Origin of the sequence: Gelidibacter salicanalis (genome assembly GCF_016469035.1) — a bacterium.
Taxonomy (GTDB): domain Bacteria; phylum Bacteroidota; class Bacteroidia; order Flavobacteriales; family Flavobacteriaceae; genus Gelidibacter; species Gelidibacter salicanalis_A.
This window is the reverse complement of sequence record NZ_JAEHJZ010000049.1, coordinates 22,276-48,254: the sequence shown is the minus strand read 5'-3', so window position 1 is coordinate 48,254 and position 25,979 is coordinate 22,276. Positions and strand designations below refer to the sequence as shown.

Here is a 25,979-nt window from a genome sequence, read left to right as displayed (position 1 = left end):
TTCTATGAATCGATATACAGCTTTATGGTTTGTAACTCAAATATAGGCTTGAAATCTAAAGAAAAATTAAAGTGAGAATTGACACAATTAAATTCTATAAGACAATGACAAGCAAAGACTTCGGTTTAATAGAAATCTGGACTGTTTTTTCTTCAATTTTAAAAAACTCTCCATCAAGTTGCGATTGAAAATAATCACCATGACCTCTTGAGATAGTCATTTTCGCTGTTTGAAAACAGTTCACTTCTTTTAGTAGTGAGTGTTTATTAAAGAATACCAAAACACCAAATAACATCATCTTTAATTTACTTATTTGAGGAACAACAACGACATCTAACAACCCATCCTGCAAGGATGCTTTTGGGGTTAAACTCACATTATATCCCAGTTCATTGGAGTTGGAAATAAATATTAGAAACGGATTTACGATTTCTGGATTACCATCAACCGTCATTCGAACCTCATTCTGTTTATGATAGTGTTGAAATGACTTAATGGAAGCTTTGAGATATCGTAAAAGTGTCCGTTTCTCAGAAGCTTCGTAGTATTTGATGACACTTGCATCAAAACCAAAACCAGTATTGCTAAAAAAATAGTGCTCGTTCAGACATCCTACATCGATTTTTTCAATCTTTGAAGTTTTTATGGCCGCAATGGCAGCTTCAATGTTTTTTGGGATTTTTAAATTTGAAGCCAATCCATTTCCAGAGCCAATCGGAATAATACCAAGGGGAATATCACTTCCAATCAACGTCGAAGCCACTTCATTTACTGTGCCGTCGCCACCACAGGCAACGATTATATCAGCACCTTCTTGAATGGATCTTTGAGTTAGTAGTATTGAATTTCCTTTATACTGGGAAGGCTTCACTTTAATCTTATACCTCTTTCTGGGAAAAAAAAATTCCAAAAAGCTTTCGGAAAGGATCGTATTGCCCGAACCCGCAATGGGATTGATGATAAAATGAATGTCAATTATTTTATTCATCGCTCAATTTTAAACCGCCATTCCTATATAAATCGTCTGCAACTTGATAAAAGGAAATACCATTATCCTCAAATGTCTGGTCAGATGGAATTGACTTCAAACTATTAGTGGTTGGGTTCCATGAGTAAAAATTGGCATTTGCCTGTTCGTCCAAAATAAGAACTTTGTTGTCTTTTAGATATCCCAACTTTCTGTAATTTCCAATAAAGGCTCTCTCATCTTTGGGGGTCATTTCAAGAATATTTTTACCTAATAGATTGGATTTGTAATCCCATTTCAATAGAGAAAACAACGTTGGAAATACATCTATTTGCGAAGAAAGCCTATTGATTTTCTCTGGTGCCTTATTGGGTAAATTGAATATTAAGGCAGGAATATGGTAGTTTTTTACATCCAATTCCCAACGTCCTGCGCTACTTGCGCAATGGTCGCTCATGATGACGAAGACCGTATTTTCAAACCACGGTTTTTGTTTTGCTTTTTTTATGAATTCTCCAATGGCATAATCGGTATATTTTACAGCACCATTTCGGCCCGTTCCGGAAGGAATGTCGATATCACCTTCAGGATAGGTATAAGGCTTGTGGTTTGAAGTGGTCATCACAAAATCAAAGAATGGTTTTCCCAAGTTATGCGCTTTATCAGCTTCCTTCAACACCTTATTGTAGATATCCATATCACAAACCCCCCAAGCATTTTCAAATGTCACTTCATCATCCTCAATGTTAGTACGTGTTGCAGTAATACTTTTATCCAATAAAAACCCACGCCCCCTATCAATAATATTGAAGCCATTTCCTCCAAAATAGGTATTCATATTATCAAAATAGCCATCACCCCCATAGAAGAAATTACGTTCATAACCTTGCTGTTTAAAAACCTCTCCAATCGTGAACAAGCCTTGATTATTCTTACGCTTTACGATACTTCTCCCTGGTGTCGGAGGAATAGATAATGTTATTGCCTCCATTCCTCTAACTGTTCGCGTTCCCGTGGCATAAAGGTTTTCGAAAAACAAGCTGTTATTTACCAAAGAGTCCAGCGTGGGCGTGATGCTATCTTCATTTCCAAATGCCTTTAAAAAATCGCCACTCAAACTTTCAATACATATGAATATAACGTTTGGTCTTACTGGATTGCTCAAACTATCAGAATTTTTCATATACCTGTAAATGGAATTCTCCCTTGAATTCACGAAAGTTGTATTTGAGTCCGAATAACTTTCTTTTACTGTAGTGTAGGCTTCTTCTTGAGGAATGGTTTTATAAAATTCAGAATAGGGTAGTTCATTATTTCTGAACGCTGAAAAAAACGAATAGATTCCAGATTTTGCCAGTTCATTATTATAGCGGTTTTCCGAAAAATCAGCTTGTTTGTTCGTAAGGAATATACTGCAAATAACTACAAGAATAACCCAAGGAATGGCTGCAACTAATTTCGGCCTAAAGGTGGTTTCACTACTAAATGTCCTACGGAAATAGTCCATTTTATAGACCAACAGAATACTGCCCAATACAAGTATGATCATTCCAGAAATCAGTATTGGCAAAGGATAGGATTCATTGATGTTCTTTACGACTTCATAAGTATAAATCAGATAATCGACAGCAATAAAATTAAAACGTCGTTCAAACTCATCCCAAAAAGTAATTTCTCCAAAGAATGAAAAGAACAGAATGAGCACGCCAATTGAAAATCCAAAATATGTGATTATTTTATCTACAACATTACCATAAAAGCGTTTTGGAAAAATCACCAAATAAATTAGGTAAGGAATTGCAAAGAAGGAAATCGTTGCGATATCAAATAAAAAACCAATAAAGAACGTATTGCCCAAAGCAAAAAATCCCATATCAACTTCTGAAAAATTCCAAATCAAAAAAGTTAATCTTACCAAAAAAGATAACACCAGAAATAAGCCAATAAAGGCTTTAAGCAACGCAAAACGTGAAGGAAATAGTTTAAATGACATTAAGAATGGACTTTTTAAGGTTAATCAAGCTTAAAAGTAGCCTCCAATTCTAAAGAAAAATTAAAGATTGTTCCTGACCGCTATTTAAACAAAAACCCAAAACAAATAAATGCTCTGGGTTTTTGGCACTAAACCAACCAACTATGAAAATTTAACTAATCTTTATCTCCTTCACCATTTTCTTTTATGACTTCCTTTTTTACAATGTTGCCAGTCGAATCAACGGAAATTTCCATCATACGTTCTCCTTTTTTAATCTCAAACTCATAGAGCATTCCGTCTTTAGTTTCTGACAGTTCAGATTCCTTGATTTTATATCCAGAATATTCTGTCATTAATGACGATTTCACATTCTGGGGAATCTCCCTTTCATCAATCTCATGCTCCGTTTCTTTCCAGGTACCGTCTTCAAGAAAATTAGCTGAATATTCTGTTTTATTCATTTTAAATTCAGCTTCCCATTCTGTAGCGTTCTCTTTATCCCATTTTACATTCTTAGCAGTAGGGAATTTCTTAGCAAAGGCATCTTTAACCTTTTGTGGGGCTTGATCTCCTCCTGAAGAGAAGGCAAAAATGGCACAAGTTAAAAATGTACCTAAAATAATTTTTAAGGTCTTCATGGTATCGTTTTATAAATTAATAATGATATAAATGTAGTGCCCAATTCTAAAGAAATATTAGAGAGATTCTAAAGATGAGAGTTTTAGAACTTATTAAAGAAAGTGAAATTCTGAAACCCTCATTGAACTTGCCATGACGTTATAAGATCTATTTTTCTTGTTTTGTAACAATATAATAATCTGCCTTCAGTCTGTTCTTATAACCTCGTTTTGTACTATCTACAGGGTTCAGGTCAAATGTTTCCTTATATTTAACCAGATAATTATTATTCAAAAAAGAAAGTTCAGTCTTCATTTCAGCAGAATATGTCAGCACGCCAAAAGTATCTTCGAGATCTTCGCTGAGTAATTCGTCTTTTGTTTTACGTACTGAAACCTTACCGTAATTCCAAACCAGCTCTGGTGCAAGTCCATCTAAAACATAAACCGGAATTGGGCTATCAGATAATTTTGAAATTGCATTGTACGATGGATTTCCCAAAATTGCGTTTACTAAAGGAAAACCAAGATTAATGACAAACATTATGAAAGCAACGGTTCCATAAAAAACAAATGGAAAATTACGTTTTAGTAAGTGAATCCATAAAAATACCCCTATGGCAAATAGAGCAAGAGATAAGAGACCATACCACAAATAATAACCTTCCAATTTTTCTCCAAAATACAAATATGCTCCAAGAGGAAATATAACCCCTATGGTACCTATAAGACCATAATTAAAATAAACGGGCAGTTTTTCCCATTTAGAAATCTTTGTTTTAAACGCTGTAAATAGATACTCTGAGTAAAAACCAACTGTTAGTGCCAGAGGAATAAGTACGGGTAATAAATACCGGGATTTTTTTGTAGGAATCAGGGATAGTAGTATTACAGAGCTTATCGTCCATAATAATGCAAACCTGTAGGGTTTAAGGTGTGTTACACGTTTTTTCAAATATGGATAAATTAATGAGACAAAGGCAGGAATTGTCCATACACCAGATTGCGTAAAAAAGCTCCAGTAGTAATAAAATGGTTTTACTTCATAACCAAGCCATCTACTAGATTCTTTCTCGGCAATGCGAGTTGCATCCGCAACATCATTTACATAGATATAATAGGCCCACCACGAAGAAATAAATCCTACAATGATGAGCATTATAAACAAGGGTAACCATTGCTTTTTAAAGCTATCGAATTTATAAACAATACCATAAGATATCAAAAAAGGAAGCAGTAGTGCATAATGTGAAACAGGACCTTTGCTCATAAATGAAAGCCCAATAAAAAGACCTGCGAGCAACGAGTAGGTGTAACTTTTATATTGATTTTGAAAAAATTGAAATAGATAATATATACCACACAACATAAATGAATGTGTAAAAATGTCCCAAGTACCATTGCGTCCAGCGAAAATTATAAAGAAAGAAGTACCCAATATCAGAGTCGAAATTAAGGCATATAGCTTGTTTTGAGTAAGCTTTCGCGAAAGCCTAAAGAACATAAACAATAATATTAAGGTAATTAATGCAGAAGGAAAACGAAGTGCAGCTATATTCTCAATTCCAAACACACTTCCAAAGATTGCTGCTATCCATGTAGGCAATGGGGGTTTTTCATAACGTGGCAAACCATCCATTGTGGTGAGTAGCCAATTACCATCTGTTAGCATTTCTCGGGCTGTAATAAAATTACGTGCCTCCATAATATTGGGGTAAAGCAGACCCAGATGTGATAGGTACACAAATAACCAAAGAACAGTAATAGTTAAGTATGGATATTTTTCTATGGTATTTCTCATATCTTTTTGAGTAGTATTATATTGCGTGCATACATAACGGTACCTAATAAATGTCCAGAAAAGAGTACTAAGTCTTCTCGCAATACAGCATAAGTTAGAATCAAGAAAGATCCAGTAAGGCTTAGCAACCAAAAACCCATCGGTAATGAGGACTCTTTACGTTTTTCTGAATAAAACCATTGGTAGACAAAACGCAACGTGAAAATAATTTGAGCCGCTACCCCTAAAATCAATAACCACAATGGAATATCTTCGTTATGGAAGAGTGATTCTCTGTCATAAATGGAATTGTTATAGCCAATGATCAACACTAGGGTTGGAAATATATATAAAGACCATCGCATTAATTTTGGGAACAGATGCCATTGCTTTTGTAATTGTATGTTACGTATATAGATAAAATAGGTAAGTGATTGCCCTAACATAATGGCAAAATCATCGCGTAGATATCCATAAACAAATAAAAGAAATGAAGCGATCAGACTTAAGTGCCAGAAGAGAACAGGTATGAGTACTTTCTTGTTTTTTTCTGAAACGATCCATTGTAGGATAGAGCGTCCAAAAAACAATGACTGTGCGGTAAAGCCTATAGTGAGTATTATCCAATTACTCATCCTTGTTTCCTTATTTTATAATTTATGTATTTTTTCTTCATCCAGAGATAAGCGAAGCAATCCACCAACGGTCCTATAAGACGGTTCCAAACACCAAAATTTCCTCTACCTGCAATACGTTCAAAGTGACTTACAGGAACCTGTTTTATGTGCCCGTTTTGTAATAATACCATTGCAGGAAGAAAACGGTGTAATCCTCTAAACATAGGAATGCGTTGGGCGTATTCTGTTTTTATAATCTTAAGAGGGCAACCTGTATCATCCATACCGTCATGTGTAAAAGCACGTCGGATACCATTTGCGATTTTCGAGGATGTGTTTTTTATAAAAGAGTCTTTTCGTGATGTTCTCTCACCAGTAACCAGGTCATTATTTTCTATGTGTTTTAGCAACACATTAAAGTCTTGGGGAGTCGTTTGTAAATCTGCATCCATATAACCTGTTAAGCTCGTCCTGATAGTATCAAAACCAGCTTTGAGTGCTGCACTTAACCCATAGTTTTTATCCAACAAAATATAGTGGAAATCTGTATTTGAGCAACAGATTTTTTCAATCATCTGCTGGCTATTATCTTTTGAGCCATCATTTACAAAAAGGACTTGTGTAGGGACTAGTGCAATCTCAATGTAGGCTTGCATCTCTTTTTGTACACGTTCAAGATTATCTTGCTCGTTGTAGACCGGAATAATGACTGTTAGTGTGTGATTTATCGTCAAATCAGTGTATTTTAACTTACAATAATAGTAATCAATTCTAAAGTAAATATAAATTATAATTTATACGCAAAAGCGACAAGTAGACGAAATTATCTTAGTTTATACTTGAAACAATCAAAACCACACTTCATTCCAAATTATATAATCTGCGTTTCATAATAGTTTTCGTAGAGCGCTGTAAACTTTTCTCCCATAATGGGTTGTCTTAAACCAAATTTTTAAATAAGTCACTTGCCGACAATGCTATTTCCCCTTTTTTATCCTAGATGATTTCTTCAATCCAAAATCAGCTGAAAAACCTGCCAATTCTTCCATTTGCGGAATATTTCGTTTCAGTAATACAATCCTGCAACATGCGCTTCAACTTTTTCGTTCTGTAATTAAGGTTAAAACTCGGAATCAATTTCGGATGTACTAAAGAACTTCCATAATCTGTAGGCGTATCTTACTTACATTTTGATAACGCTCCCAGTCCAAAAGACAAACCTACTACGCCATTGAGCCCTGTTTATTCTTCCTTTTTATAGAAATAGAACTGAAATCTAAATGGATATAAAGTATACACCCCATAATGTTAAAACGACTGAATTTATTTAGAGAAATCTATAGAAAAGACATGATGGTCCACTTCAAATTGATAGGAGATTTTAAAGCCATATAAATCACAGATTTTCTTGACGATTGCAAGTCCCAAACCTGTAGATTGGTTTGCTCTTGATTCCCTGTAAAATCTCAAAAACAGATTTTCAGGATGCACCAAAGCTTCTTCACCAAAATTAGAAATGACAAGCCTATTGTCCATTGTAACAAGAGTAATCTCCTCTTTGTTCTTACTATGTTTGATTGCATTGGAAAGAAGATTATTAATCAACATATCCGCAAGATAAACATCCATGGAAACAAAAAGTTTCTTTTTTGAATTATGAACGAGGTTTACAAATTGAAGCTCTTTAAAACTTTCAATCTTTTCATCAATCAAGTCCGTCAGATTTATAGTTTCAATATTCGTGAATTGATTATTGTCAATTTTTGTCAACGTAGTGATTCTTTTATTCAATTGCTTTAAACGCTGAATGTCCTTTTGAATTGAAGTTACTTGCTCAAACTGCTTATCGTTTATCTCATGTTCATTAATAATATTATCAATTTTTGCTTGAATGATTGCCAAAGGTGTTTGCATTTCGTGGGAAACATCTTCTGTGAACTGTTTTAAACTTTCATAATCATCCCTTACTTTATTGGTAAATAACATGATTTGGTCTTTCAATTCTGAAAATTCGATTATTTCACTATCTGACAGAGTGATTGGGTCTTTCTTTGTTAATGAAAATGTCTTCATCTGTTCCAAATTATCGAAGAAAGGCTTCCAGAGTCGTAAATTTCTTGTGGTGTTGAAATAAAACAGAAAAACAAATGCAATCACAAATATGGTTATGTTCGAGAAAACAAGGGCCATTAAAATATCTTCTGATTCTACGACTAATGTTCTAACCGTAATATGGTAATATTCATTGTTTAGCTCTTTATAAGTCGAAAGCTCGCGAAAAAGCTCCATTTCATCTTGGGAAGGGTCATAAATTATGGTGTCTTTTAGGACTTTGGGCAATAAGTTTTGAACCGATTTGACCTCGACAACAGGTGGCAATGAAAATAACTGCCTGTTGGAATTAAGTGCTGCTTCCACTCTTGCTTCAGTAGAATACAATTCTTCCTCAACTTCATTTTGCAACAAATTTTTAGTATAAAAATATAACGCGATGGAACTTAATATTGTCAAAACAAATCCTGTCAAAAGGAAGGCTTTAGACGTTTTTTTTATAAGGCTCGTTTTTTTTATCACTTTCTAATCTTCTATAAATTTATAGCCACTACCATAAGCTGTCTTGATGTATTTGGCCCCTGCAGAGGTCAGTTTTTTTCGTAAATTATTGATGTGCACGTAAATAAAATCAAAATTATCCAGCAAATCACTATGGTCTCCCCAAAGATGTTCGGCGATAATCTCTTTTGAAAGTACACGTCCTTTATTCGAAATAAAGAACACCAACAAATCGTATTCTTTTTTTGTCAAAGCCATTGACTTTTCGTCTATGTAAGCAGTTCTAGATTTGGTATCGATACTTATTTCATTAAATTCAATCCTCTCATCGCCGCCAAACTTTCCCCTTCTTAAAACTGCTGTTATCCTTGAGTTGAGTTCCGCCAGATGAAACGGTTTTGTAATATAATCATCAGCACCCAGGTCAAGCCCTTCTAACTTATCATTGAGTGAATTGTTAGCCGAGATAATGATGACACCAGACCTTTTATTTTCTTTCCTCAATATTTTCAAAATATCTATACCGCTTCCAGAAATCAAGTTGATGTCTAAAATTATGAGATCATAATCATACATATGGACTTTTTCCGATGCTTCGTGAAAGTCAGAAGCAACTTCACAAACATGACCGTCACGCTGTAAATATGTAACGATTGATTGTTGTAAATCGAGTTCGTCTTCGGCTATTAAGTATTTCATAATTATAAAATTAAGACAATAAAATTACTATGTGATTCTAAAGGAATATTAAAGCAAAAAATAGAATTGGACATACGAGTTTAAATTTTCTCTAGAAGCATCATATTTTGTTCTCTTTTTACGACTATAAACTGCATACTAATTTTCTATCGATCCCTACAAAATGGGCCTAAAATAATTGTAGATAAATGCAGAGCCTGTTTATATAGAATATTAGGCAAACACAATGAGAAGCTGCCGTATGTCATTATTATAGCAGTTGCGTCATTCATCGTTTTAGGCACAACAAAACTTTTTACTGAACTTACTGAAAATTTAATAAAATTCCAAATGCACTTATACCCAATATTTTATTTTAAGTATTACCTTTGCTTATAATGTTCGACTATAAACTTCATATCTTTTTGACGGTGGCTACTCGGTCAAGCTTCTCAAAGGCAGCCGAAGACTTGTACATTACGCAGCCTGCGATTACAAGGCACATCCAACAATTGGAAACTCATTTTAACCAAAAGTTATTTGAACGCAAAGGAAACAGCATCAACCTTACGTACGCAGGCAGCATCTTATTGGGGCATTGCAAAGCGTTGGAGCAGATGCATAGGACGTTGCAATTTGATATGAATGCGCTTATCGATAAAACCGAAGGCACCTTACGTATTGCTGCGAGTACTACCATTGCCCAGTATATACTACCTGAAGTTCTTGCAAAATTCCATAAGAAATACCCTAAAATAAATGTCTCTTTATTCAGCGCAAATACAGAACGGGTTGAAAAGGATATTTTGGACGGAAATGCCGACATAGGCTTTATTGAAGGCACTGTCAAGAATAGAGAGTTGGCTTATCGTGTGTTTTTGGAGGACGAAATAGTACTGGTGGTAGCTCAAGGACACTCGTTGTTCAATAGCCAAGCAATTCATGTCAATGCCATCAAAAATCTGCCTTTGGTACTTCGTGAAAAAGGGTCAGGAAGTTTAGAGGTCATTATGAATTCACTAAAGAATGTATCTATTTCCGAAGTTCATTTGAAAATAGAAATGCACTTGGGGAGTTCAGAAAGCATCAAATCCTATCTAAAGGACAAAGAAAGCGTCGCGTTTTTGAGTATTAACACGATACTTGACGAACTCAAGTCTGGCACTTTAGGCATTGTGGATATTAACGATTTTAGCATCAATCGTCAATTTAGCTACATTCAACAACAAGGACATCAGGCAACTTTGTCTCACCTATTTTTAAACTTTATTCATTTCCATTATAACCTATCGTAATAGCAGATTACTTTTTATCATTTGATTGGACTTCTTGAACCCAGTACCTTTACACCAGTTAAAACTTATAACTGATGACTGACACATGTGTACAAATGTTTGGTAAACGGATTTCAAAGGCACAACTGCTTTACATCGGATTGGCTCTTTTATGCCTTTTCCCTTTTATGTCGCCACCGATAGCGCTGGTTGTGGGATTAATCATAGCACAGGTTATTGAAAACCCGTTTAGCGATTTGAGCCATAAAGCCGTACAATGGTTATTGAAGATAGCTGTTATTGGTTTGGGGTTTGGGATGAGCGTTAGCAGTGCTCTTTCAGCAGGCAAACAGGGATTTTTATTTACCGTGGCTTCCATTACACTTACGCTTTCTTTGGGTCTTGCCTTTGGAAAACTTTTGGGGATCGATAAAAAAATAATCCAGATGATTTCTGTTGGTACTGCTATTTGTGGCGGGAGCGCAATTGCAGCCCTGTCACCAATTATCAAGGCAGACGCTAAACAGATCTCCATCTCCATAGGAATTGTGTTTTTATTGAATTCGATAGCACTTTTTATATTTCCAGCAATAGGGCATTATCTTGACCTCTCTCAACATCAATTTGGTTTGTGGAGCGCCATCGCTATACACGACACAAGTTCAGTTATAGGCGCTGCCGATGTTTATGGTGCAAAAGCCCTTGAAGTTGCGACGACTGTAAAATTGGCGAGAGCCTTATGGATTTTGCCAATATCAATGGTCTTTGTTCTATTCTCCGGAGGAAGTGTCAAAAAAATTAAAACCCCCTATTTCATTGGCTTATTCATACTGGCTATCATAGCTAATACCTATGTGCCAAATATTGAAATTGTAGCGCCTTACATTGTTTCTGCTTCTAAAGTGGCGTTGACTCTGGTACTTTTCCTAATAGGGACAAGTTTGAGCTTTTCATCCCTGAAAGAAGTGGGTGCCAAACCATTGTTTCTCGCCATAGGCGTTTGGGTGTTTATTTCAGTCCTTTCGTTAGTGGTCATATTAAAAACGACTTTTTGAGGTTATCATCAGCCCATTAATCCCAGAAAAGATATCTGACAAAGCGCTCGATGAAAACAGTTGACTGTAGGCAAACACTACTCTTTTTGTAATAATTTTCCAATTTCATATCATGATGTAAAATTTACGAAAATATTATTCCTTTATGAGTTTCAGAATCGTAGGCAACACCACAAGTAATAGTGGTAATGCAAACACCAATCCCCCAATCACAGCAATGGCCAAAGGCTGATGTAATTGTGCCCCTGCTCCAATGCCTAAAGCCAATGGCGCCAATGCCATTATGTCCGCAAACGCAGTCATTAATTTAGGACGCAATCGTGCTGCGATGGCATATTCGATTTTTTCAATATGCAATAGGGATTCATCACTCTCCTGATACTGTCGATAGGTAAAAATGGAGTTCTCTCCAATGATTCCTACAATCATAATAATTCCTGTATAGCTACCAACATTCAAGGGTGTTCCAGTTACGTATAAACTCAACAAACTTCCAGCAACTCCCAAAACGGCAATGACAATAATGGCCAAGGCAATCTTTATCTTTCTAAAAAGAAACAATATCACGATAAACACCAGCAGTATCGCCGAAATTAAAATCATCATTAATTCTTTAAAAGCCTTCTGTTGCTCTTTGTACGCACCTCCATATGCAATAGAATAACCCGCTGGAAGGGACAGGTTTTTGCTCAAATGGTTTTGAATATCCTTTAGGGTTGAGCCCAAATCACGATTGTTGAGTCGGGCCGTAATAACACCCATCGATTTTTGATTTTCTCTATTATTTTCAGCCACGCCCTTGCCCATTTCAACAGTTGCAATTGTATTGATGGGGACACTGGAACCATTTGGCAATAAAATAGTGGTATTTCTAATATCTGAAACCGACGTTTTAAGCGCATCAGGATAAATAAGTCGAATATCAACTATTTGTTCTTTATCAATCATCGAACTTACAACTGTTCCTTCAATTTGCGTTTGTAACTGCAGTTGGAAATCGGCAACGGTCATTCCCAATTGTGCGAGTACGGGGACATTTGGAATAATGGATAAACTTGGCCCTGCAACAATAATTCCATCGTTAACATCTGCTGTACCTTGAACTGTTTCAACTTCGGCAGCAATTTTTTTAGACAATTCCTCCAGCTGGTGGATGTCGTTTCCAAATACTTTAATTTCTATGGGCTGAACGGAACTCATCAAATCACCCAACATATCGCCAATCACCTGTCCAAAATCAATGGTCAATTGTGGTAATTTTTCTTCTATGCGTTTTCTTATGTCGTCAGAAACCTCGGTTGTAGTCCTGTTTCGCTTGTTTTTGAGTTTGATTAAATAATCGCCTCGGTTGGGTTCTGTAATAAAAAACCCCATTTGTGTTCCCAATCGTGCGGAATAAGCTTCTACTTCAGGTTGGGAATCCAAAACCCCGTTTACGATTTGCAGCATCCTGTCAGTCTCTTCCAATGTCGTGCCTGAGGGGCTGTTATAATCCAAAACAATACTTCCTTCATCCATTTCTGGTAAAAACCCAGAAGGCAATTTGGAAGGTATAATGATAAGGATGACCACACAAACCAACAAAAAGGAAATCCCAATAATTGGTTTACCCAAAACCCGATGAATCCATTTCGTTTTTGGCTCGTGCTTACGTATGACCGATTTCTCCCTTGTGAATAAAATCGACAATACAGGAACAATTAACCAAGTGACCAAAAAGGATGCTGATAAAGCAATTATCATACTAAATGCCATGACCTGAAAATAAGCTCCTGCCACACCGGTCATCAACACAAAAGGGATGAAAATAACAAGCGTACTCAAGGATGAACCAATCATTGCAGGAAACAAATGCGTTATCGCTTCGTGGGCTATCCAACCCATTGATTCTTCTGGATGTTCTTCCCTAATTTTATGGATTTGTTCTATGATGATGACCACATCATCTATCATCAACCCAATGGCCGCAGCAACTGCACCTAGGGACATAATATTAAAAGTGTAGCCTATAATGTCAAGAACAATTAGTGTCAAGGATAAGGATATAGGAATGGTAAATAGCACGACCATACTTGCTGAAAACGAGCGCAGGAAAAATATAACCACCAAAAGCGCCAATACCAAACCGATCCATAGAACGTCTTTAATACTTGCAATGCTCGTGTTTACAAAATCAGCCTGTTTGTAATAGGGTTTCAACACGACGCCTTTAGGGAGCATGTTTGAGAGTTCGGCAACTTTCTGTTCTATTGTGTTATTGACTTCAATAAGGTTCGCATTCGGTTGCTTTACCACCGCGATTATTGGCACATTCTTACCGTTGGCAAGGATTTTTACATATTCCTTTACTTCTTTGACTTCAATGTCAGCAATGTCCCTTAAACGAATCAATCGGTTGGGACTATTTATAATGACGAGGTTTTGTAAATCTTCAATATCATCCACCGCATTATCAGTAAGGGTGAGATACATTCTATTGTAATCTGTGATGTACCCATTGGACTGCAATACATTAGAATTGATAATCGCACTTTGAATCGTTGAAATAGAAATTCCGAGGGATTTGATCATATCCGGTTTTAGAACCACCTGATATTCTTTGTCCTTGCCCCCTATTACGGCAATATCAGAAACACCAGGTGTCGCCGCCAAATAGGGTTTGACCTGATATTTTGCAATTTTCTTTAAATCCACTTGGGACATCCCCTCACCTTCCAAAGAATAGCCCATAACGGGCAAGATGGACGGATTCATTTTTTCTACGAAAAACACCGTATTTGGCAGAATACTTCCTTGTGATTGATTGATGAAGGATTCTATTTGTGCTTTTGCGGTATTGATATCCATGTTCCAGTCCAAGAAAACAGAAATCTCGCAACTCCCGCGGGACGTTGTACTGCGTATGTACTGCAATCCTTCCGTTCTGCGAATGATGTTTTCCAACGGAATCGTTACCGTGGTCATCATTTTGTCCACAGGTTGCTGTCCTGCATCAGCAATCACTTTAATTTTTGGAAATGTAATATCCGGAAACAAGCCTGTTTTTAGATTCTGATAGGTAAAAAATCCACCAATGAGTATGAGAATACCAATGGCAAGTAGTGGGAATTTGTAATTCGAGTGCAGATTTTTCATTGTTTTATAATGCTTACAATGGTTGAATCCTGCATTTGATAACTACCTTCAGTAATGACCAAGTCATTTATTTTGAGACCCTGAGATTTTACTTGAACCAGAGTATCATTTTTAAGCAGTGGTACGACTTTCTGCTTTAATGCCAGGGAATCATGTATCACTTTCATGACCCAAAATTCAGACAACAATTCATTGGTTTGTAAAGCTTTTTTGGGAATGGTCATTGCGGTTGCATCTTCTTTATAAATAGTCCGCACTTGAACATTCAAATTTTCAGGAAGATTTGCGTCCGGCAGCGCAATTAAAAAAACCTGCGATTGCGCGACAGGGTCAATGGTTGGTAACGTTCCCGTTACTTTTGCAGTAAGCATTTCACCATTTTGCAACATAATTTCGCAGGATGTCCCTATTTGGATAGCATCTTCATATTCGTAAGGCACATTCACTTGTATCACTAATGATTTTGGTTGTACAACAGTTGCCAATACATCCCCCTCGGCTACATAATCATTTACAGTCACATTAAGCCCTGTAAAAACGCCAGCAGCATTACTTCTAATAGTTATGGGATTCACAAACTTTGATAACGAGCTATCTATTTTGACAGCTTCTTTAAGAGCGTCCTGTTCTTTCGTTCTAACGGATGCAAAAGTCTGTCCGCTTCGAATGTTATCACCAATCTTATAGTTCATCCAAGAAATATAGCCCGTTACATTCGAGCGTATATTTTCCTTTTTTTGGTATTGGGTAACGCCATTAAACGTGAGGTATTCCTTGATCTCATTTTGCTGAACTTTAACAGCGGTTACAACGATTGGTGCTTTTTTTTCTGAAACCGTGTCCACCTTTTTCTTACAGGCAGATAAATTTACAACTATCAATAAAGTGGCTATATATTTAAAGTATTGAATGCTCATAATCAATTACCAGTTTATAAAGTTATATTGATTTTGTAATAACCAAAAATTGGTTTGCATTTGAAGTTTTGTATACCCATTTAGTTTGTAATTCTGAATGACATTTAAGTAATCCACGATAGATACTTGGCCTTGAACCAATTTCCCTTTATAGATTTCCAAAATGTTTTCTTGTTTTTTCAATTGTTTGTCAAGCAATTGCAGGGAGATTTCCAATGCTTGAATTTGTTCTTCGATACTTTTGAGGTTATTGTCAATCTGTACTTTTGAATTCTCCCTGTAAAATTCTAAACTTTCTTCTTTCAAAAGACTTTGTTGCGCGTTATACTTGCGCTGTTGTCCATCATAAATCGGAATTGTCAATCGCAGCCCGGCACTTACCCCAAACTTTCGATAGATATTTGGAATCTCTATTGCATTCAAACCTGTATTGGCATAAGCAGAAACTTGTGGTTTATATTGATTTTCAAAGACGCGCTGATTTCCAACTATTTGCAATCTGTCATTCTCAAATTTTTTCTCGTAGAAAAATTGTGAAGGACTTTGATTATCATTAATCAAGGGTGGTTCTAACTGGTCTATAGTTTCGGCGGGGACACCACTCAAAGTGAACAACTGATTTATGGCTACCCCTAGATTGTTTTGGATTTGTAGCAGTTCTAATTTTTTACCATCAATATCCAATTGCAACAATAAATAATCACTCTCCATTAAAACAGCTCGCTTCACCAATAATTCTACAACCTGTAACCTATTTTCAAGGTCTTTAAGAATTTGGTTTGTGAAGGCCTCCTGCAACTGAAACTGATACGCCATGACATAGGTATCCGTAATATTCTTTACAATAGTATGGGAGATTTCTTCGGAAGAAAGCGAGATGGTATTGTTCAGAATTTTATTTTGAAACAATAAATTACCAGTTATGGCCTGATTGAACAGATTTTTAGTCACATTGATTTGTGCGGAATATAAACCACCATTGGTGATGCCCACATCGTATCCAAAAGCTGTACTTGAAGGAGCTGTAGAGATGTCTATAATCTTTCCATTATTATCAAAATATGGGGCTAAGAGAATCTCTGAAGTTGCATTGACCTGAAACGAATTGTTTTGGGCCGTTATAAGCCGGTCTTGCAAATTGCCAATTTTTAAAAAATTGCCATTTTCAATTAAATTGGGCGCGTTCATTTTTGCCAACTTTATAAAAGTATCAAGTTTGGCATTATGTTGGGCAAAGCTTATGGTTACCGCAAGACTTATACAAAACAAAAAGAAGATAGGCTTCAAAACAACAGATTTGAATTAAGTCATAAAAATACATGTCAATTCTAAAGAAGATCTTAAGCTTTACAATATACGCCCGTTAGTATCAGTTTAAATGAAATCCGGTCTTATACCTTCCATTTCATTTTCTGCAATCTCACAGCATTCAATATCGCTAACAAAGCCACTCCAACATCCGCAAATACAGCCTCCCACATTGTCGCCAGACCACCTGCTCCCAAAACTAAAACTACCGCTTTAACTCCAAACGCCAAACCAATGTTCTGCCAAACAATGCGACGTGTGGAACGTCCTATTTTAATGGCTTTTGCGATTTTACTGGGTTGGTCGGTCTGAATGATAACGTCTGCTGTTTCTATGGCTACATCACTTCCTAAACCACCCATGGCAATACCAACGTCACTTGCCGCCAATACTGGCGCATCGTTAATACCATCGCCAATAAAAGCCACTTTAGTATCGTTTTCGGACATCAGTTTTTCAACTTCTGCTAATTTATCTTCAGGAAGCAGACCTCCTTTTGCCCAATCAACACCCATTTCTTGGGCAACTTGCTGGGTAATGGAATCCTTGTCTCCAGATAGCATTATAATTTTGGAAATACCAGATTCCCTAATTTGCTTAATGGCTTGGTGGGCATCATCCTTTAACTCGTCTGCGATAATTACATAGCCAGCAAATTCACCTTCAATGGAGACCATAACGATAGATTCCACAATGTTGTCGGTTGCTGATGGAACTTCAATACCGTTTGAAGTCATCAATAGTTTATTTCCGACCAAAACTGTTTTGCCGTTTACTGTTCCCTTCAGACCTTTGCCTGCTATTTCAGTGACTTCAGAAGCTTGAAAATCTTCGCCTTCGGCTTTATATTCCATAATTGCCTTGGCGATGGGATGCGTAGATTGTTCTTCCATTGCCATTAGATATTTCATAAATTCAGGTGCTTTCCAATCAATTGGTTTTATGTCCTTGATTTTAAAAACACCTTTGGTTACAGTTCCCGTTTTGTCCATTACGACGGTGTTTACCTTTGTCATTTCATCTAAAAATGAAGCCCCCTTAAAAAGAATGCCATTTTTTGATGCTGCGCCCAATCCACCAAAATAACCTAATGGAATAGAGATTACCAAAGCACACGGACAGGAAATCACCAAGAAAATCAATGCTCTGTACAACCATTCATTAAAGACATAGCCGTCCACAAAAAAGTAAGGTAAAAATGTCAGTCCAATAGCCAAGAACACCACAATAGGTGTATAAATTCTAGCAAATTTTCTAATAAACAATTCAGTTTTTGATTTACGTGCGGTAGCATTCTGAACCATATCCAAGATTCGGGCAATGGAACTGTCCTTAAATTCTTTGGTGGTCTCAATTTCAATAACGCCATCTAGATTGATGCTTCCTGCAAAAACCTTTTCGCCTTTTGCAATGGTATCAGGCTTGCTTTCGCCTGTTAAGGCTGCGGTATTGAACGAACCTTTTTCAGAAAGTAAGATACCATCCAAAGGGATTTTTTCGCCTACACGGACTTGAACTTTTTCTCCAATTTTGACGGTCTCGGGATTTACCGAGACATAATCATTATTACGGTATACCAAAGCTTCATTTGGCCTTACGTCCAATAAGGCTTTTATATTTGATTTTGCCCGATTCACGGCTGCGTTCTGGAAGAGTTCACCGACGGCATAAAAAAGCATAACCGCCACCCCTTCGGGATACTCGCCAATGGCGAACGCACCTATGGTGGCGATGGACATCAATAGAAATTCAGTAAAAAAATCGCCATTGATAATGCTTTTCCACCCTTCCTTTATTACAGGAAATCCCACAGGAAGGTATGCCGCGACGTACCAGACGATGCGTACCCAATCTTTAAAAAATGAAACTTCAAAATAATCCAATCCAATACCTGCCATTAACAATATAAAGCTAAAAATTGCAGGTAAATAGGTTTTAAGTTTCCCTAGACTTTCCGGGCTGCTGTGGTTGTGGCCGTCATCCTCCCCCAGCGGGTTGGCATGAGTATGTTCTCCTTTATGCTCTTGCGTATTGAGGTCCTGAAGGTTTACATTTTTCTTTTTCATAAGTGCAATTTCTTAATTTATTTAATGCAAGGGAAGTGCATTTATTAGTTACTACAATTTTTGCATAAACCTTTTACCACAAGGTTTACATCTTTGGCCAAATAACCTTCCGGTAAATTAATATGTGGAATTTTATGCGCTGTAAGGCACACCGTTTCTTGGCAATTATTGCAATGAAAATGTAGGTGTAAATCCTGTTCAATTTCGCAATTGCACCCTATTTCACATAAGGCATATTTAGTTATTCCCGTACCATCATCTATTTGATGTACGATTCCGTTTTCTTCAAACGTTTTCAGCGTGCGATACAAGGTCGTTCTTTCTGCCTTGGTAAATGCGTTTTCAATATCTGATAAGGCCACTGAAATTTGCCTTTTCGCCATATATTTATAGACAAGGATCCGCATTGCGGTAGGACGAACTTTTTTATCTTCTAAAAATCTCTCTATTTCTGTCATCGTAATCATTTATTAAGGAACAGCGCATGTATAATAAAATACACAATCAAAATCCAAATTATAGCAATTATTATAGCCGCCGTCCAACTCTTTCTTTTGTTCCATTGATGCGTTTTCGCCTTTACCCTACATTCTTCCAGGATGTCTTTTGGAATAAGCTTGATTGCCCAATAAATAACCAAAGGCAGAAGAATCAAATCATCGAGCAGTCCGATTACGGGGATAAAATCCGGGATCAAATCTATGGGGCTTAAGGCATACCCAATAATTAAAACAATCAAGGCTTTGGCCGTCCAAGGTGTTTTCGGGTTTTTATAGGCAAGATGTAGGACAATGAGTTCCTGCATCAGCTTTTTGGATTTATTTTTTATGTTTTTTAGTATTGACATATGGCCCAACTTCAAGGATTTTATTTCGTATGTTCTATACTTAGTTAAATTAGGTTTACTCCTTATTATTCCGTTTTAAGGATGCGCCCGTTTTAATCTGAATGGCATCCTCAATAGTTGCTATATAAACAATTCCATCTCCTGGACCTTCAGTTTTAGCATTTGCCAAAATTATTTCAATTGCCGCTTGGGCTTCCCCTTTCTGGCAAACCAGTTCCAACTTGACTACCGGACTGTCGGTAACATGAAAGTCCAACGAGGGTCTTGCACCTTTTGACTTAAAGGCTCCAGTACCTTCCGCTTGTGAAAGAGTCATGCTTTTAAATCCTTTATCTGTTAGGGCTTCAATTACTCTTTGGATTCGGTTGGGTTTTATAAATGCTTTGATTTCCTTCATATTATAAATTTTTAGCCGATTTTGAACCGAGCCCGTATCTTTAATTTTTAACTAATTAATTAAGAAAAATAACAAACCCGGAATCAAAACCTTTGATCATTATTGAATTAATGTCCGTGTTCCAGTTCGCCTTTAACCATTTCCGAAAACAGGTTGTAAGCTCCGCTTATGACAACTTTGGCGTTTTTTGAAACTTCGGCAGGAAGATTAATCTCAACAAATCCCAAATCAGTAATTCCAACTGTTACGGGTACCATTTCAAATTCCATTTTGTTGGCATCCATTTTTTTATCCTCCTCCAAAATAAAAATAAAGGATTGCTCGCCTTCTTTTATTATGGCAGCTTCCGGTACGGCAAAAGCTTTTTTCTCACCCTGAACTATGCGCCCTTGCACGTACATACCTGGCAATAGGTTTTTATCCTTGTTTTCAATATCTGCCAGAACTTCCAAGGCTTTTGGGTCGGTATTGAAGGTTTTACCAATAGAACGTACTGTTGCCTCAAGCAATTCATCTGGACGGGAGGCGGTTGAAAAATATATCTGCTGCCCTTTTTTGATTTGTTTTATGTCCTTCTCATATACTTTGAAGTTGACATAAATCTTTGAATTGTCGCTTATTGAGAACATTTTGGATTGTTGCGCAACAAAATCGCCAAGGCTAATCATAACTTCATCCACATAGCCACTTATAGGTGTGGTAATGGGAACAGCGGAATAGATTTGGCCGGCAGCCACTTTATCCGGATTAATCCCCAACAGTCTCAATTGGGACCGCAAACCATTGACGCTGGAGGTGGTAGAACGAAATTTTGACTGCGCCATTTGAAATTCCTTTCCAGAAGAAACACCTTTGTCATATAGAATCTGCTTGCGCTCAAAATCCTGTTTCAAAAATACCAGTTCGTTATTTCTTTCCTGATATTCCTGTTGCATTGCAATGATATCTGGGTGTTCTATATATGCCAACACCTGCCCTTTACTTACATTATCTCCCGGTATGACTTTTATAGAACTTACATTACCCCCAATAAACGGACTGATATTCGCCTTGTCCTGTGGAAAAAGCTCCAACGTACCTGTTACTTTAATATTGTTCCCTAAATTCCGCTCCTCCAAAGGTTTCATTTCCAAACCAATGGTTTCAGCCTGTTGCTTAGTAAGTTGGACAACGCCTTCTAAATTGGGGTCATTTTCGGTATCGTGCATTTTTTCTGTAGATGCATTTTCCTCATTTTGACCATCTTTAGAATCTTCCTTATTATTGCAACCTATCAATAAGGAGGTTACTAGTGCTACACTAATTATAAATATATATTTCATTTTTTGTTTCGTTTTAAATTATAGGTTGCCCAATTGATACTGCAAATCGATGGTCTGCTGGTTATACTGATTGATGTATTGTAAATGGTTTTGTTTAATCTGGATGGCGCTGTTGAGAATCGTGATGTAATTGACATAATCTATTTCACCTTCTTTAGATGCCAATTGCGCTGTAGTAATTTGTTCTTCTGCCAACAATAGTGCACCTTCTTCGTAAAATTGCAGAATCTTCTTTGTTTTGGCTATTGATTTGGTCAATTGCGACACCCGACTTTCTATAACCGCTTTTTGTTCCAAATATTGATTCTCTACTACCCTTGCGTCTGCTTTGGCCGCCCTGACTCTCGACTGCTGCGGTAAAAACCACAACGGAATGCTAATGCCTGCCTGATAGGTGTTAAACCCCGAAACATCATCCACAACCTGTCTGCCATACGATAAACTGAATTTCGGTAGGAATTGCGATTTTTCAACGCCCACATTTGCTTTACTTACTTCGGTATTCTGCAAGGCATATTGCAACATTGGGTTATTGGCCACTGAACTTGCACCCAATGATGCCATAAAATCCAAAGGCTCGTAAAAGCCCTCTACTGTCTCGATGGTATCCTCTATTCCCAAATATTGCTTTAAGGCGCGTTTGGCAATTTCAATATCATCAAAAGCTTGTTGCCTTAACACCTGAATCTGTTGAAATTCGGAAGAGGCTGAAATAAATTCCAACTTGCCTGTTTCTCCAGTGTCATACCGAAGCTGGGCAGCGGTCTTAAAATTGGCATAAACACTGTCCAATTGATTCGCAAAACGCAGCTGTGCCTTGTAATAATTAATTTGGTCATAGGCCTGCATCACATTGCGCACCAACTGTTGTTCATTAGCCACATAATTTTTCTCTCCCAAGACAATACGCTCTTTGTAAAACTTGGATTTTGAAAAACCGGAAAGCAAATCAATATTGCCCTGTTGCACACCAACGGTGGTCTGCACCCCAGGAAGATTATTCCCATATTCTTCTTTACCCGTAAAAATTTGTGTACTACCAAGGTCAAAACTCGTTGCCTTTAGTGCTTTTTCACGTTCAATAAATGCCTGACTTTCCTTAAGCGATGGATAATTCCGTTTTGCCATAGCAATGGCCTCTTCTACAGTCAAGGATGTTGCAATTGTGCCATCTTGGTTGGTGTCTTGGGCAAAAGCAGTTCCAGAAACCATCAAACCACTAACCATCAATAATACGGTTACAATAGTAGTTGATTTGTTGACATAGCTTACACCTCCATCCGTATTGTTTCGTTCCTTTCTCGATTCCAGCCAATAATAAAGTATAGGTAGAACCACTAAGGTCAGAAATGTTGCCGTAAGCATTCCTCCAATGACTACTGTTGCCAAAGGTCGCTGCACTTCTGCACCACCAGAAGTGGAAACGGCCATGGGGATAAAGCCCATAATTGTTGTAATGGCGGTCAATAGGATAGGTCGTAAACGTTCGTGCGTGGCCTCGTATATACGCTTTTTTAAATTGGTCATTCCACTCTCTTTTAGTTCATTGAATTTGTTTATAAGTATGAGTCCATTTAACACGGCAACTCCAAAGAGAACGATAAATCCGACACCTGCCGAAATACTGAAAGGCATTCCACGAATCCACAGAACGAAAACGCCTCCGATAGCCGCCAAAGGCACTGCCATATAGATCATCAGGGCCTGTGAAAAAGAATTCAAAGCAAAATAAAGCAGAATAAGTATTGATAATAAGACGATGGGCACTACAATCATTAAACGGTCTGATGCCCTTTGTAGGTTTTCGAAAGACCCTCCGTAGGTTACATAATAACCAGGTGGCAATTGCACTTCAGATTCCAATTTTTGCTGAATTTCTTCAACCATCGATTTTACATCGCGGCCACGAACATTCACACCAACCGAAATACGACGAGAGGTATTATCCCTTGAAATCTGCATCGGTCCAGGTTTATAGCTGATATCTGCCACTTCCTTTAATGGTATTTGAGCTCCGTTTGGCAGGTCTACGTAAAGATTTTTAAGGCTATTGATATCTTGCCGAAATTCCTCTCCCAACCGCATGACTACATCAAATCGTTTTTCACCTTCAAATATGACACCAGCCTTTTGGCCTGAAAAGGCAGCACTTACATAATCGTTCAGTTTATTGACGGTAACGCCGTATTGTGCCATTTTTGGACGGTTATACACCACCGTCATTTGTGGTAAACCGCTTGTTGCTTCTACGTTAAGGTCTGCCGCCCCCGGAACTTTCCGTATTACCGCAGCCATTTCCTGTACCTTGTCTGCCAACACGTCCAAATCTTCTCCATATAGTTTGATTGCCACATCCTCACGAACACCAGTTAGCAATTCATTAAAACGAAGTTCTACAGGTTGGGTAAATACGAAGTTTACGCCAGGTATAACCGCAATTTTTTCCTGAATTTTTTCTATGAGCTCCTCTTTACTGTCTGCTGAAGTCCATTTACTCTTGTCCTTTTCAAGAATAATATAACTATCGGCAATATCCATAGGCATTGGATCTGTAGGTATTTCGGCCACCCCAATTCTTGAAACTACAGTTTTCACCTCCGGAAATTCATTAATCAAATTCTGAAGTTTTTTGGAAGCCTCTATGGATTCCGTCAGACTACTTCCAGGTTTTATCAATGCTTGAAACGCAATATCCCCTTCATCGAATTTTGGGATAAATTCGCCCCCCATATTGCTAAAAACAACTCCGGCAATTAAGAGAAGCGCCACCGCTCCAATTATGACACCCGCTTTAAAACGGAGTGCAAAATTCAGTATGGGCAAATAGGCACGGTTTAAAACGCCCATAATCCTATCACTGATCCTATCCATCCTGTTCTCAAATTTGGCAAACCAACTATTTTGATCTGTCGCAGGTTTTAAAAATAATGAAGACATCATTGGGACATACGTAAGACAAAGAATTATCGCCCCTAAAACGGCAAAACCAAAAGTAAACGCCATAGGTCGGAACATTTTCCCCTCCACGCCTGTTAAAAACAAAATAGGTGTGAAAACAATGAGAATGATTAATTGACCGAAAAAAGCCGAATTCATCATTTTACTCGCAGAATCATAGGCTATTTCATCCATCTCAGATTGTCCTATAACTGCATTGGATCTTTTAACCCGTTGATGAATGTGAAAAACCATTCCTTCCACAATAATTACCGCACCATCAACAATAATCCCAAAATCAATCGCACCCAACGACATAAGGTTTGCCCAGACTCCGAATTGTTTCATTAAAATAAATGCGAACAATAAGCATAAAGGGATTATCGAAGCTGTTATCAATCCACCCCGAAAACTTCCCAAAAGAAGTACCAAAACAAATATTACGATGAGCGCCCCTTCAATCAGATTTGTTTTTACGGTACTTGTAGTTCTTTCAATAAGGTCACTTTGGCTTAAAAACGTATCGATATAAACGCCTTCAGGTAAGGATTTCTGGATTTCGGTGATACGCTTTTCGACATTATTTATGACGTTGCCAGGACTTTGGCCCTTCAGCATTAATATTTGTCCACCTACAGATTCATGACCGTCCTGTGTAAAAGCCCCATATCGCACTTGGCTGCCAAATCCAACCTTTTCAGCCACATCACGAATTAACACGGGACTACCGTTTTGTGTAGAGACCACTGTATTTTCCAAATCGGCTATGCTACGTGCCAACCCTTCGCCACGGATGAAATTGGCCTGATGGTTTTTTTCAATATAGGCACCTCCGGTGTTGGCATTATTTACGTTTAATGCTTCAAAGACCTGGCTCATTGTGAGGCCAAAGCTTTTAAGCTTATCGGGGTTTAGAGCCACCTCATATTGTTTTACATAACCTCCAAAGGCATTTACTTCAACAACTCCAGGCACTAGCGCCATTTGCCGTTTAACGATCCAATCCTGGATGGTACGAAGCTCCGTTGCATCATATTTCTCTTCATAACCTACCTTTACTCTTAGGGTGTACTGATAGATTTCTCCCAAACCTGTTGTAATTGGCGCCATAAATGGCGTGCCAAAACCTTCGGGGATTTCGCCAGCAACTTCGGTTAATTTCTCTTGCACCAATTGTCTTGGCAGATAGGTTCCTGCTTCATCTTTAAAAACAATGGTTACCACAGACAGACCAAAACGAGAGACTGAACGCAGCTCGATAACGTCAGGAAGGTTGGCCATTGCCAATTCTACAGGAAAGGTTACAAATTGCTCAATATCCTCTGTGCCAAGGTTTGCCGCAGTGGTAATCACTTGTACTTGATTGTTGGTAATATCGGGTACAGAACCCAGATTTATGGTAGCCATAGACCAAATACCTGTACCGACAAGCACAACTATAAAAAGCCCAATAATAAATTTATTATTAATGGAAAATGAGATGATTTTATTAATCATAAATAAGTATTAATTCAGTTGAAAATTTACGATGCGT

19 protein-coding genes are annotated in these 25,979 nt (G+C 37.5%); 2 read left to right on the top strand and 17 right to left on the bottom strand.

Features of this window, described 5'->3' with window-relative positions:
- Positions 1-94: 94 nt before the first annotated feature.
- The 8 genes from JEM65_RS18090 to JEM65_RS18055 all read right to left on the bottom strand — a co-directional run bounded on the left by JEM65_RS18090 (position 95) and on the right by JEM65_RS18055 (position 9,208).
- Positions 95-988, bottom strand: a complete 894-nt coding sequence (locus JEM65_RS18090; RefSeq protein WP_233530727.1) for a diacylglycerol/lipid kinase family protein — start codon at positions 986-988, stop codon at positions 95-97.
- The gene (locus tag JEM65_RS18085) at positions 981-2,960 is read right to left on the bottom strand and encodes an LTA synthase family protein (RefSeq protein WP_199602713.1); all 1,980 of its coding nucleotides are present in this window, start codon (positions 2,958-2,960) and stop codon (positions 981-983) included. The genes JEM65_RS18090 and JEM65_RS18085 overlap by 8 nt, the downstream gene beginning before the upstream one ends.
- 155 nt (positions 2,961-3,115) lie before the next feature.
- Entirely contained in the window at positions 3,116-3,580 is a 465-nt protein-coding gene (locus JEM65_RS18080) for a PepSY-like domain-containing protein (protein WP_199602711.1), read from the bottom strand.
- Positions 3,581-3,728: 148 nt separating this feature from the next.
- The gene (locus JEM65_RS18075) at positions 3,729-5,360 is read right to left on the bottom strand and encodes an ArnT family glycosyltransferase (protein ID WP_199602707.1); all 1,632 of its coding nucleotides are present in this window, start codon (positions 5,358-5,360) and stop codon (positions 3,729-3,731) included.
- A complete protein-coding gene (locus JEM65_RS18070) occupies positions 5,357-5,974 on the bottom strand; it encodes a lipid-A-disaccharide synthase N-terminal domain-containing protein (protein WP_199602705.1) in 618 nt (205 codons plus the stop codon). Before JEM65_RS18070 ends, JEM65_RS18075 begins: the two co-directional genes overlap by 4 nt.
- Complete coding sequence (locus JEM65_RS18065) at positions 5,971-6,684, bottom strand: glycosyltransferase (protein ID WP_199602824.1); 714 nt, start codon at positions 6,682-6,684, stop codon at positions 5,971-5,973. Before JEM65_RS18065 ends, JEM65_RS18070 begins: the two co-directional genes overlap by 4 nt.
- Positions 6,685-7,279: 595 nt before the next feature.
- Complete coding sequence (locus JEM65_RS18060) at positions 7,280-8,419, bottom strand: sensor histidine kinase (protein WP_233530725.1); 1,140 nt, start codon at positions 8,417-8,419, stop codon at positions 7,280-7,282.
- Positions 8,420-8,533: 114 nt separating this feature from the next.
- Complete coding sequence (locus tag JEM65_RS18055) at positions 8,534-9,208, bottom strand: response regulator transcription factor (RefSeq protein WP_199602702.1); 675 nt, start codon at positions 9,206-9,208, stop codon at positions 8,534-8,536.
- 377 nt (positions 9,209-9,585) lie between these two features.
- Here JEM65_RS18055 and JEM65_RS18050 point away from each other — a divergent pair, with 377 nt between their 5' ends.
- Both JEM65_RS18050 and JEM65_RS18045 read left to right on the top strand, forming a co-directional pair.
- Complete coding sequence (locus JEM65_RS18050; protein ID WP_199602701.1) at positions 9,586-10,482, top strand: LysR family transcriptional regulator; 897 nt, start codon at positions 9,586-9,588, stop codon at positions 10,480-10,482.
- 74 nt (positions 10,483-10,556) lie between these two features.
- Positions 10,557-11,516, top strand: a complete 960-nt coding sequence (locus JEM65_RS18045) for a YeiH family protein (protein ID WP_233530724.1) — start codon at positions 10,557-10,559, stop codon at positions 11,514-11,516.
- Positions 11,517-11,651: 135 nt separating this feature from the next.
- On the opposite strand, the gene JEM65_RS18040 is transcribed toward JEM65_RS18045, so the two are convergent.
- The 9 genes from JEM65_RS18040 to JEM65_RS18000 all read right to left on the bottom strand — a co-directional run bounded on the left by JEM65_RS18040 (position 11,652) and on the right by JEM65_RS18000 (position 25,942).
- Positions 11,652-14,651 carry an efflux RND transporter permease subunit gene (locus tag JEM65_RS18040; RefSeq protein ID WP_199602700.1) on the bottom strand — a complete coding sequence of 1,000 codons (3,000 nt, stop codon included), beginning with the start codon at positions 14,649-14,651 and terminating at the stop codon, positions 11,652-11,654.
- Positions 14,648-15,568 carry an efflux RND transporter periplasmic adaptor subunit gene (locus JEM65_RS18035; RefSeq protein WP_199602699.1) on the bottom strand — a complete coding sequence of 307 codons (921 nt, stop codon included), beginning with the start codon at positions 15,566-15,568 and terminating at the stop codon, positions 14,648-14,650. Before JEM65_RS18035 ends, JEM65_RS18040 begins: the two co-directional genes overlap by 4 nt.
- Before the next feature lie 6 nt (positions 15,569-15,574).
- A complete protein-coding gene (locus JEM65_RS18030) occupies positions 15,575-16,855 on the bottom strand; it encodes a TolC family protein (RefSeq protein ID WP_199602697.1) in 1,281 nt (426 codons plus the stop codon).
- A 104-nt stretch (positions 16,856-16,959) separates the two neighbouring features.
- Complete coding sequence (locus tag JEM65_RS18025; protein WP_199602695.1) at positions 16,960-18,942, bottom strand: heavy metal translocating P-type ATPase; 1,983 nt, start codon at positions 18,940-18,942, stop codon at positions 16,960-16,962.
- Positions 18,943-18,986: 44 nt separating this feature from the next.
- Positions 18,987-19,400: a Fur family transcriptional regulator gene (locus JEM65_RS18020; protein ID WP_199602694.1), complete on the bottom strand. Its 414-nt coding sequence runs from the start codon at positions 19,398-19,400 to the stop codon at positions 18,987-18,989.
- A 5-nt stretch (positions 19,401-19,405) separates the two neighbouring features.
- On the bottom strand, positions 19,406-19,789 hold the full coding sequence (locus JEM65_RS18015; protein WP_199602693.1) for a YkvA family protein: 384 nt from the start codon (positions 19,787-19,789) through the stop codon (positions 19,406-19,408).
- A 55-nt stretch (positions 19,790-19,844) separates the two neighbouring features.
- Positions 19,845-20,186, bottom strand: a complete 342-nt coding sequence (locus JEM65_RS18010; RefSeq protein ID WP_199602690.1) for a P-II family nitrogen regulator — start codon at positions 20,184-20,186, stop codon at positions 19,845-19,847.
- Positions 20,187-20,293: 107 nt separating this feature from the next.
- Positions 20,294-21,508, bottom strand: a complete 1,215-nt coding sequence (locus JEM65_RS18005) for an efflux RND transporter periplasmic adaptor subunit (protein WP_199602687.1) — start codon at positions 21,506-21,508, stop codon at positions 20,294-20,296.
- Positions 21,509-21,526: 18 nt separating this feature from the next.
- Positions 21,527-25,942, bottom strand: coding sequence for a CusA/CzcA family heavy metal efflux RND transporter (locus JEM65_RS18000; RefSeq protein WP_199602684.1), 4,416 nt, complete (start codon positions 25,940-25,942; stop codon positions 21,527-21,529).
- Between the last annotated feature and the right edge of the window lie 37 nt (positions 25,943-25,979).

What these genes read in the sequence shown, in the direction of transcription:
- JEM65_RS18070 (WP_199602705.1), bottom strand. Translation starts at nt 5,974, where the DNA reads ATGAGTAATTGGATAATACTCACTATAGGCTTTACCGCACAGTCATTG.
- JEM65_RS18015 (WP_199602693.1), bottom strand. Translation starts at nt 19,789, where the DNA reads ATGTCAATACTAAAAAACATAAAAAATAAATCCAAAAAGCTGATGCAG.
- JEM65_RS18045 (WP_233530724.1), top strand. Translation starts at nt 10,557, where the DNA reads ATGACTGACACATGTGTACAAATGTTTGGTAAACGGATTTCAAAGGCA.
- JEM65_RS18040 (WP_199602700.1), bottom strand. Translation starts at nt 14,651, where the DNA reads ATGAAAAATCTGCACTCGAATTACAAATTCCCACTACTTGCCATTGGT.
- JEM65_RS18020 (WP_199602694.1), bottom strand. Translation starts at nt 19,400, where the DNA reads ATGACAGAAATAGAGAGATTTTTAGAAGATAAAAAAGTTCGTCCTACC.
- JEM65_RS18055 (WP_199602702.1), bottom strand. Translation starts at nt 9,208, where the DNA reads ATGAAATACTTAATAGCCGAAGACGAACTCGATTTACAACAATCAATC.
- JEM65_RS18010 (WP_199602690.1), bottom strand. Translation starts at nt 20,186, where the DNA reads ATGAAGGAAATCAAAGCATTTATAAAACCCAACCGAATCCAAAGAGTA.
- JEM65_RS18005 (WP_199602687.1), bottom strand. Translation starts at nt 21,508, where the DNA reads ATGAAATATATATTTATAATTAGTGTAGCACTAGTAACCTCCTTATTG.
- JEM65_RS18080 (WP_199602711.1), bottom strand. Translation starts at nt 3,580, where the DNA reads ATGAAGACCTTAAAAATTATTTTAGGTACATTTTTAACTTGTGCCATT.
- JEM65_RS18000 (WP_199602684.1), bottom strand. Translation starts at nt 25,942, where the DNA reads ATGATTAATAAAATCATCTCATTTTCCATTAATAATAAATTTATTATT.
- JEM65_RS18050 (WP_199602701.1), top strand. Translation starts at nt 9,586, where the DNA reads ATGTTCGACTATAAACTTCATATCTTTTTGACGGTGGCTACTCGGTCA.
- JEM65_RS18085 (WP_199602713.1), bottom strand. Translation starts at nt 2,960, where the DNA reads ATGTCATTTAAACTATTTCCTTCACGTTTTGCGTTGCTTAAAGCCTTT.
- JEM65_RS18090 (WP_233530727.1), bottom strand. Translation starts at nt 988, where the DNA reads ATGAATAAAATAATTGACATTCATTTTATCATCAATCCCATTGCGGGT.
- JEM65_RS18025 (WP_199602695.1), bottom strand. Translation starts at nt 18,942, where the DNA reads ATGAAAAAGAAAAATGTAAACCTTCAGGACCTCAATACGCAAGAGCAT.
- JEM65_RS18035 (WP_199602699.1), bottom strand. Translation starts at nt 15,568, where the DNA reads ATGAGCATTCAATACTTTAAATATATAGCCACTTTATTGATAGTTGTA.
- JEM65_RS18075 (WP_199602707.1), bottom strand. Translation starts at nt 5,360, where the DNA reads ATGAGAAATACCATAGAAAAATATCCATACTTAACTATTACTGTTCTT.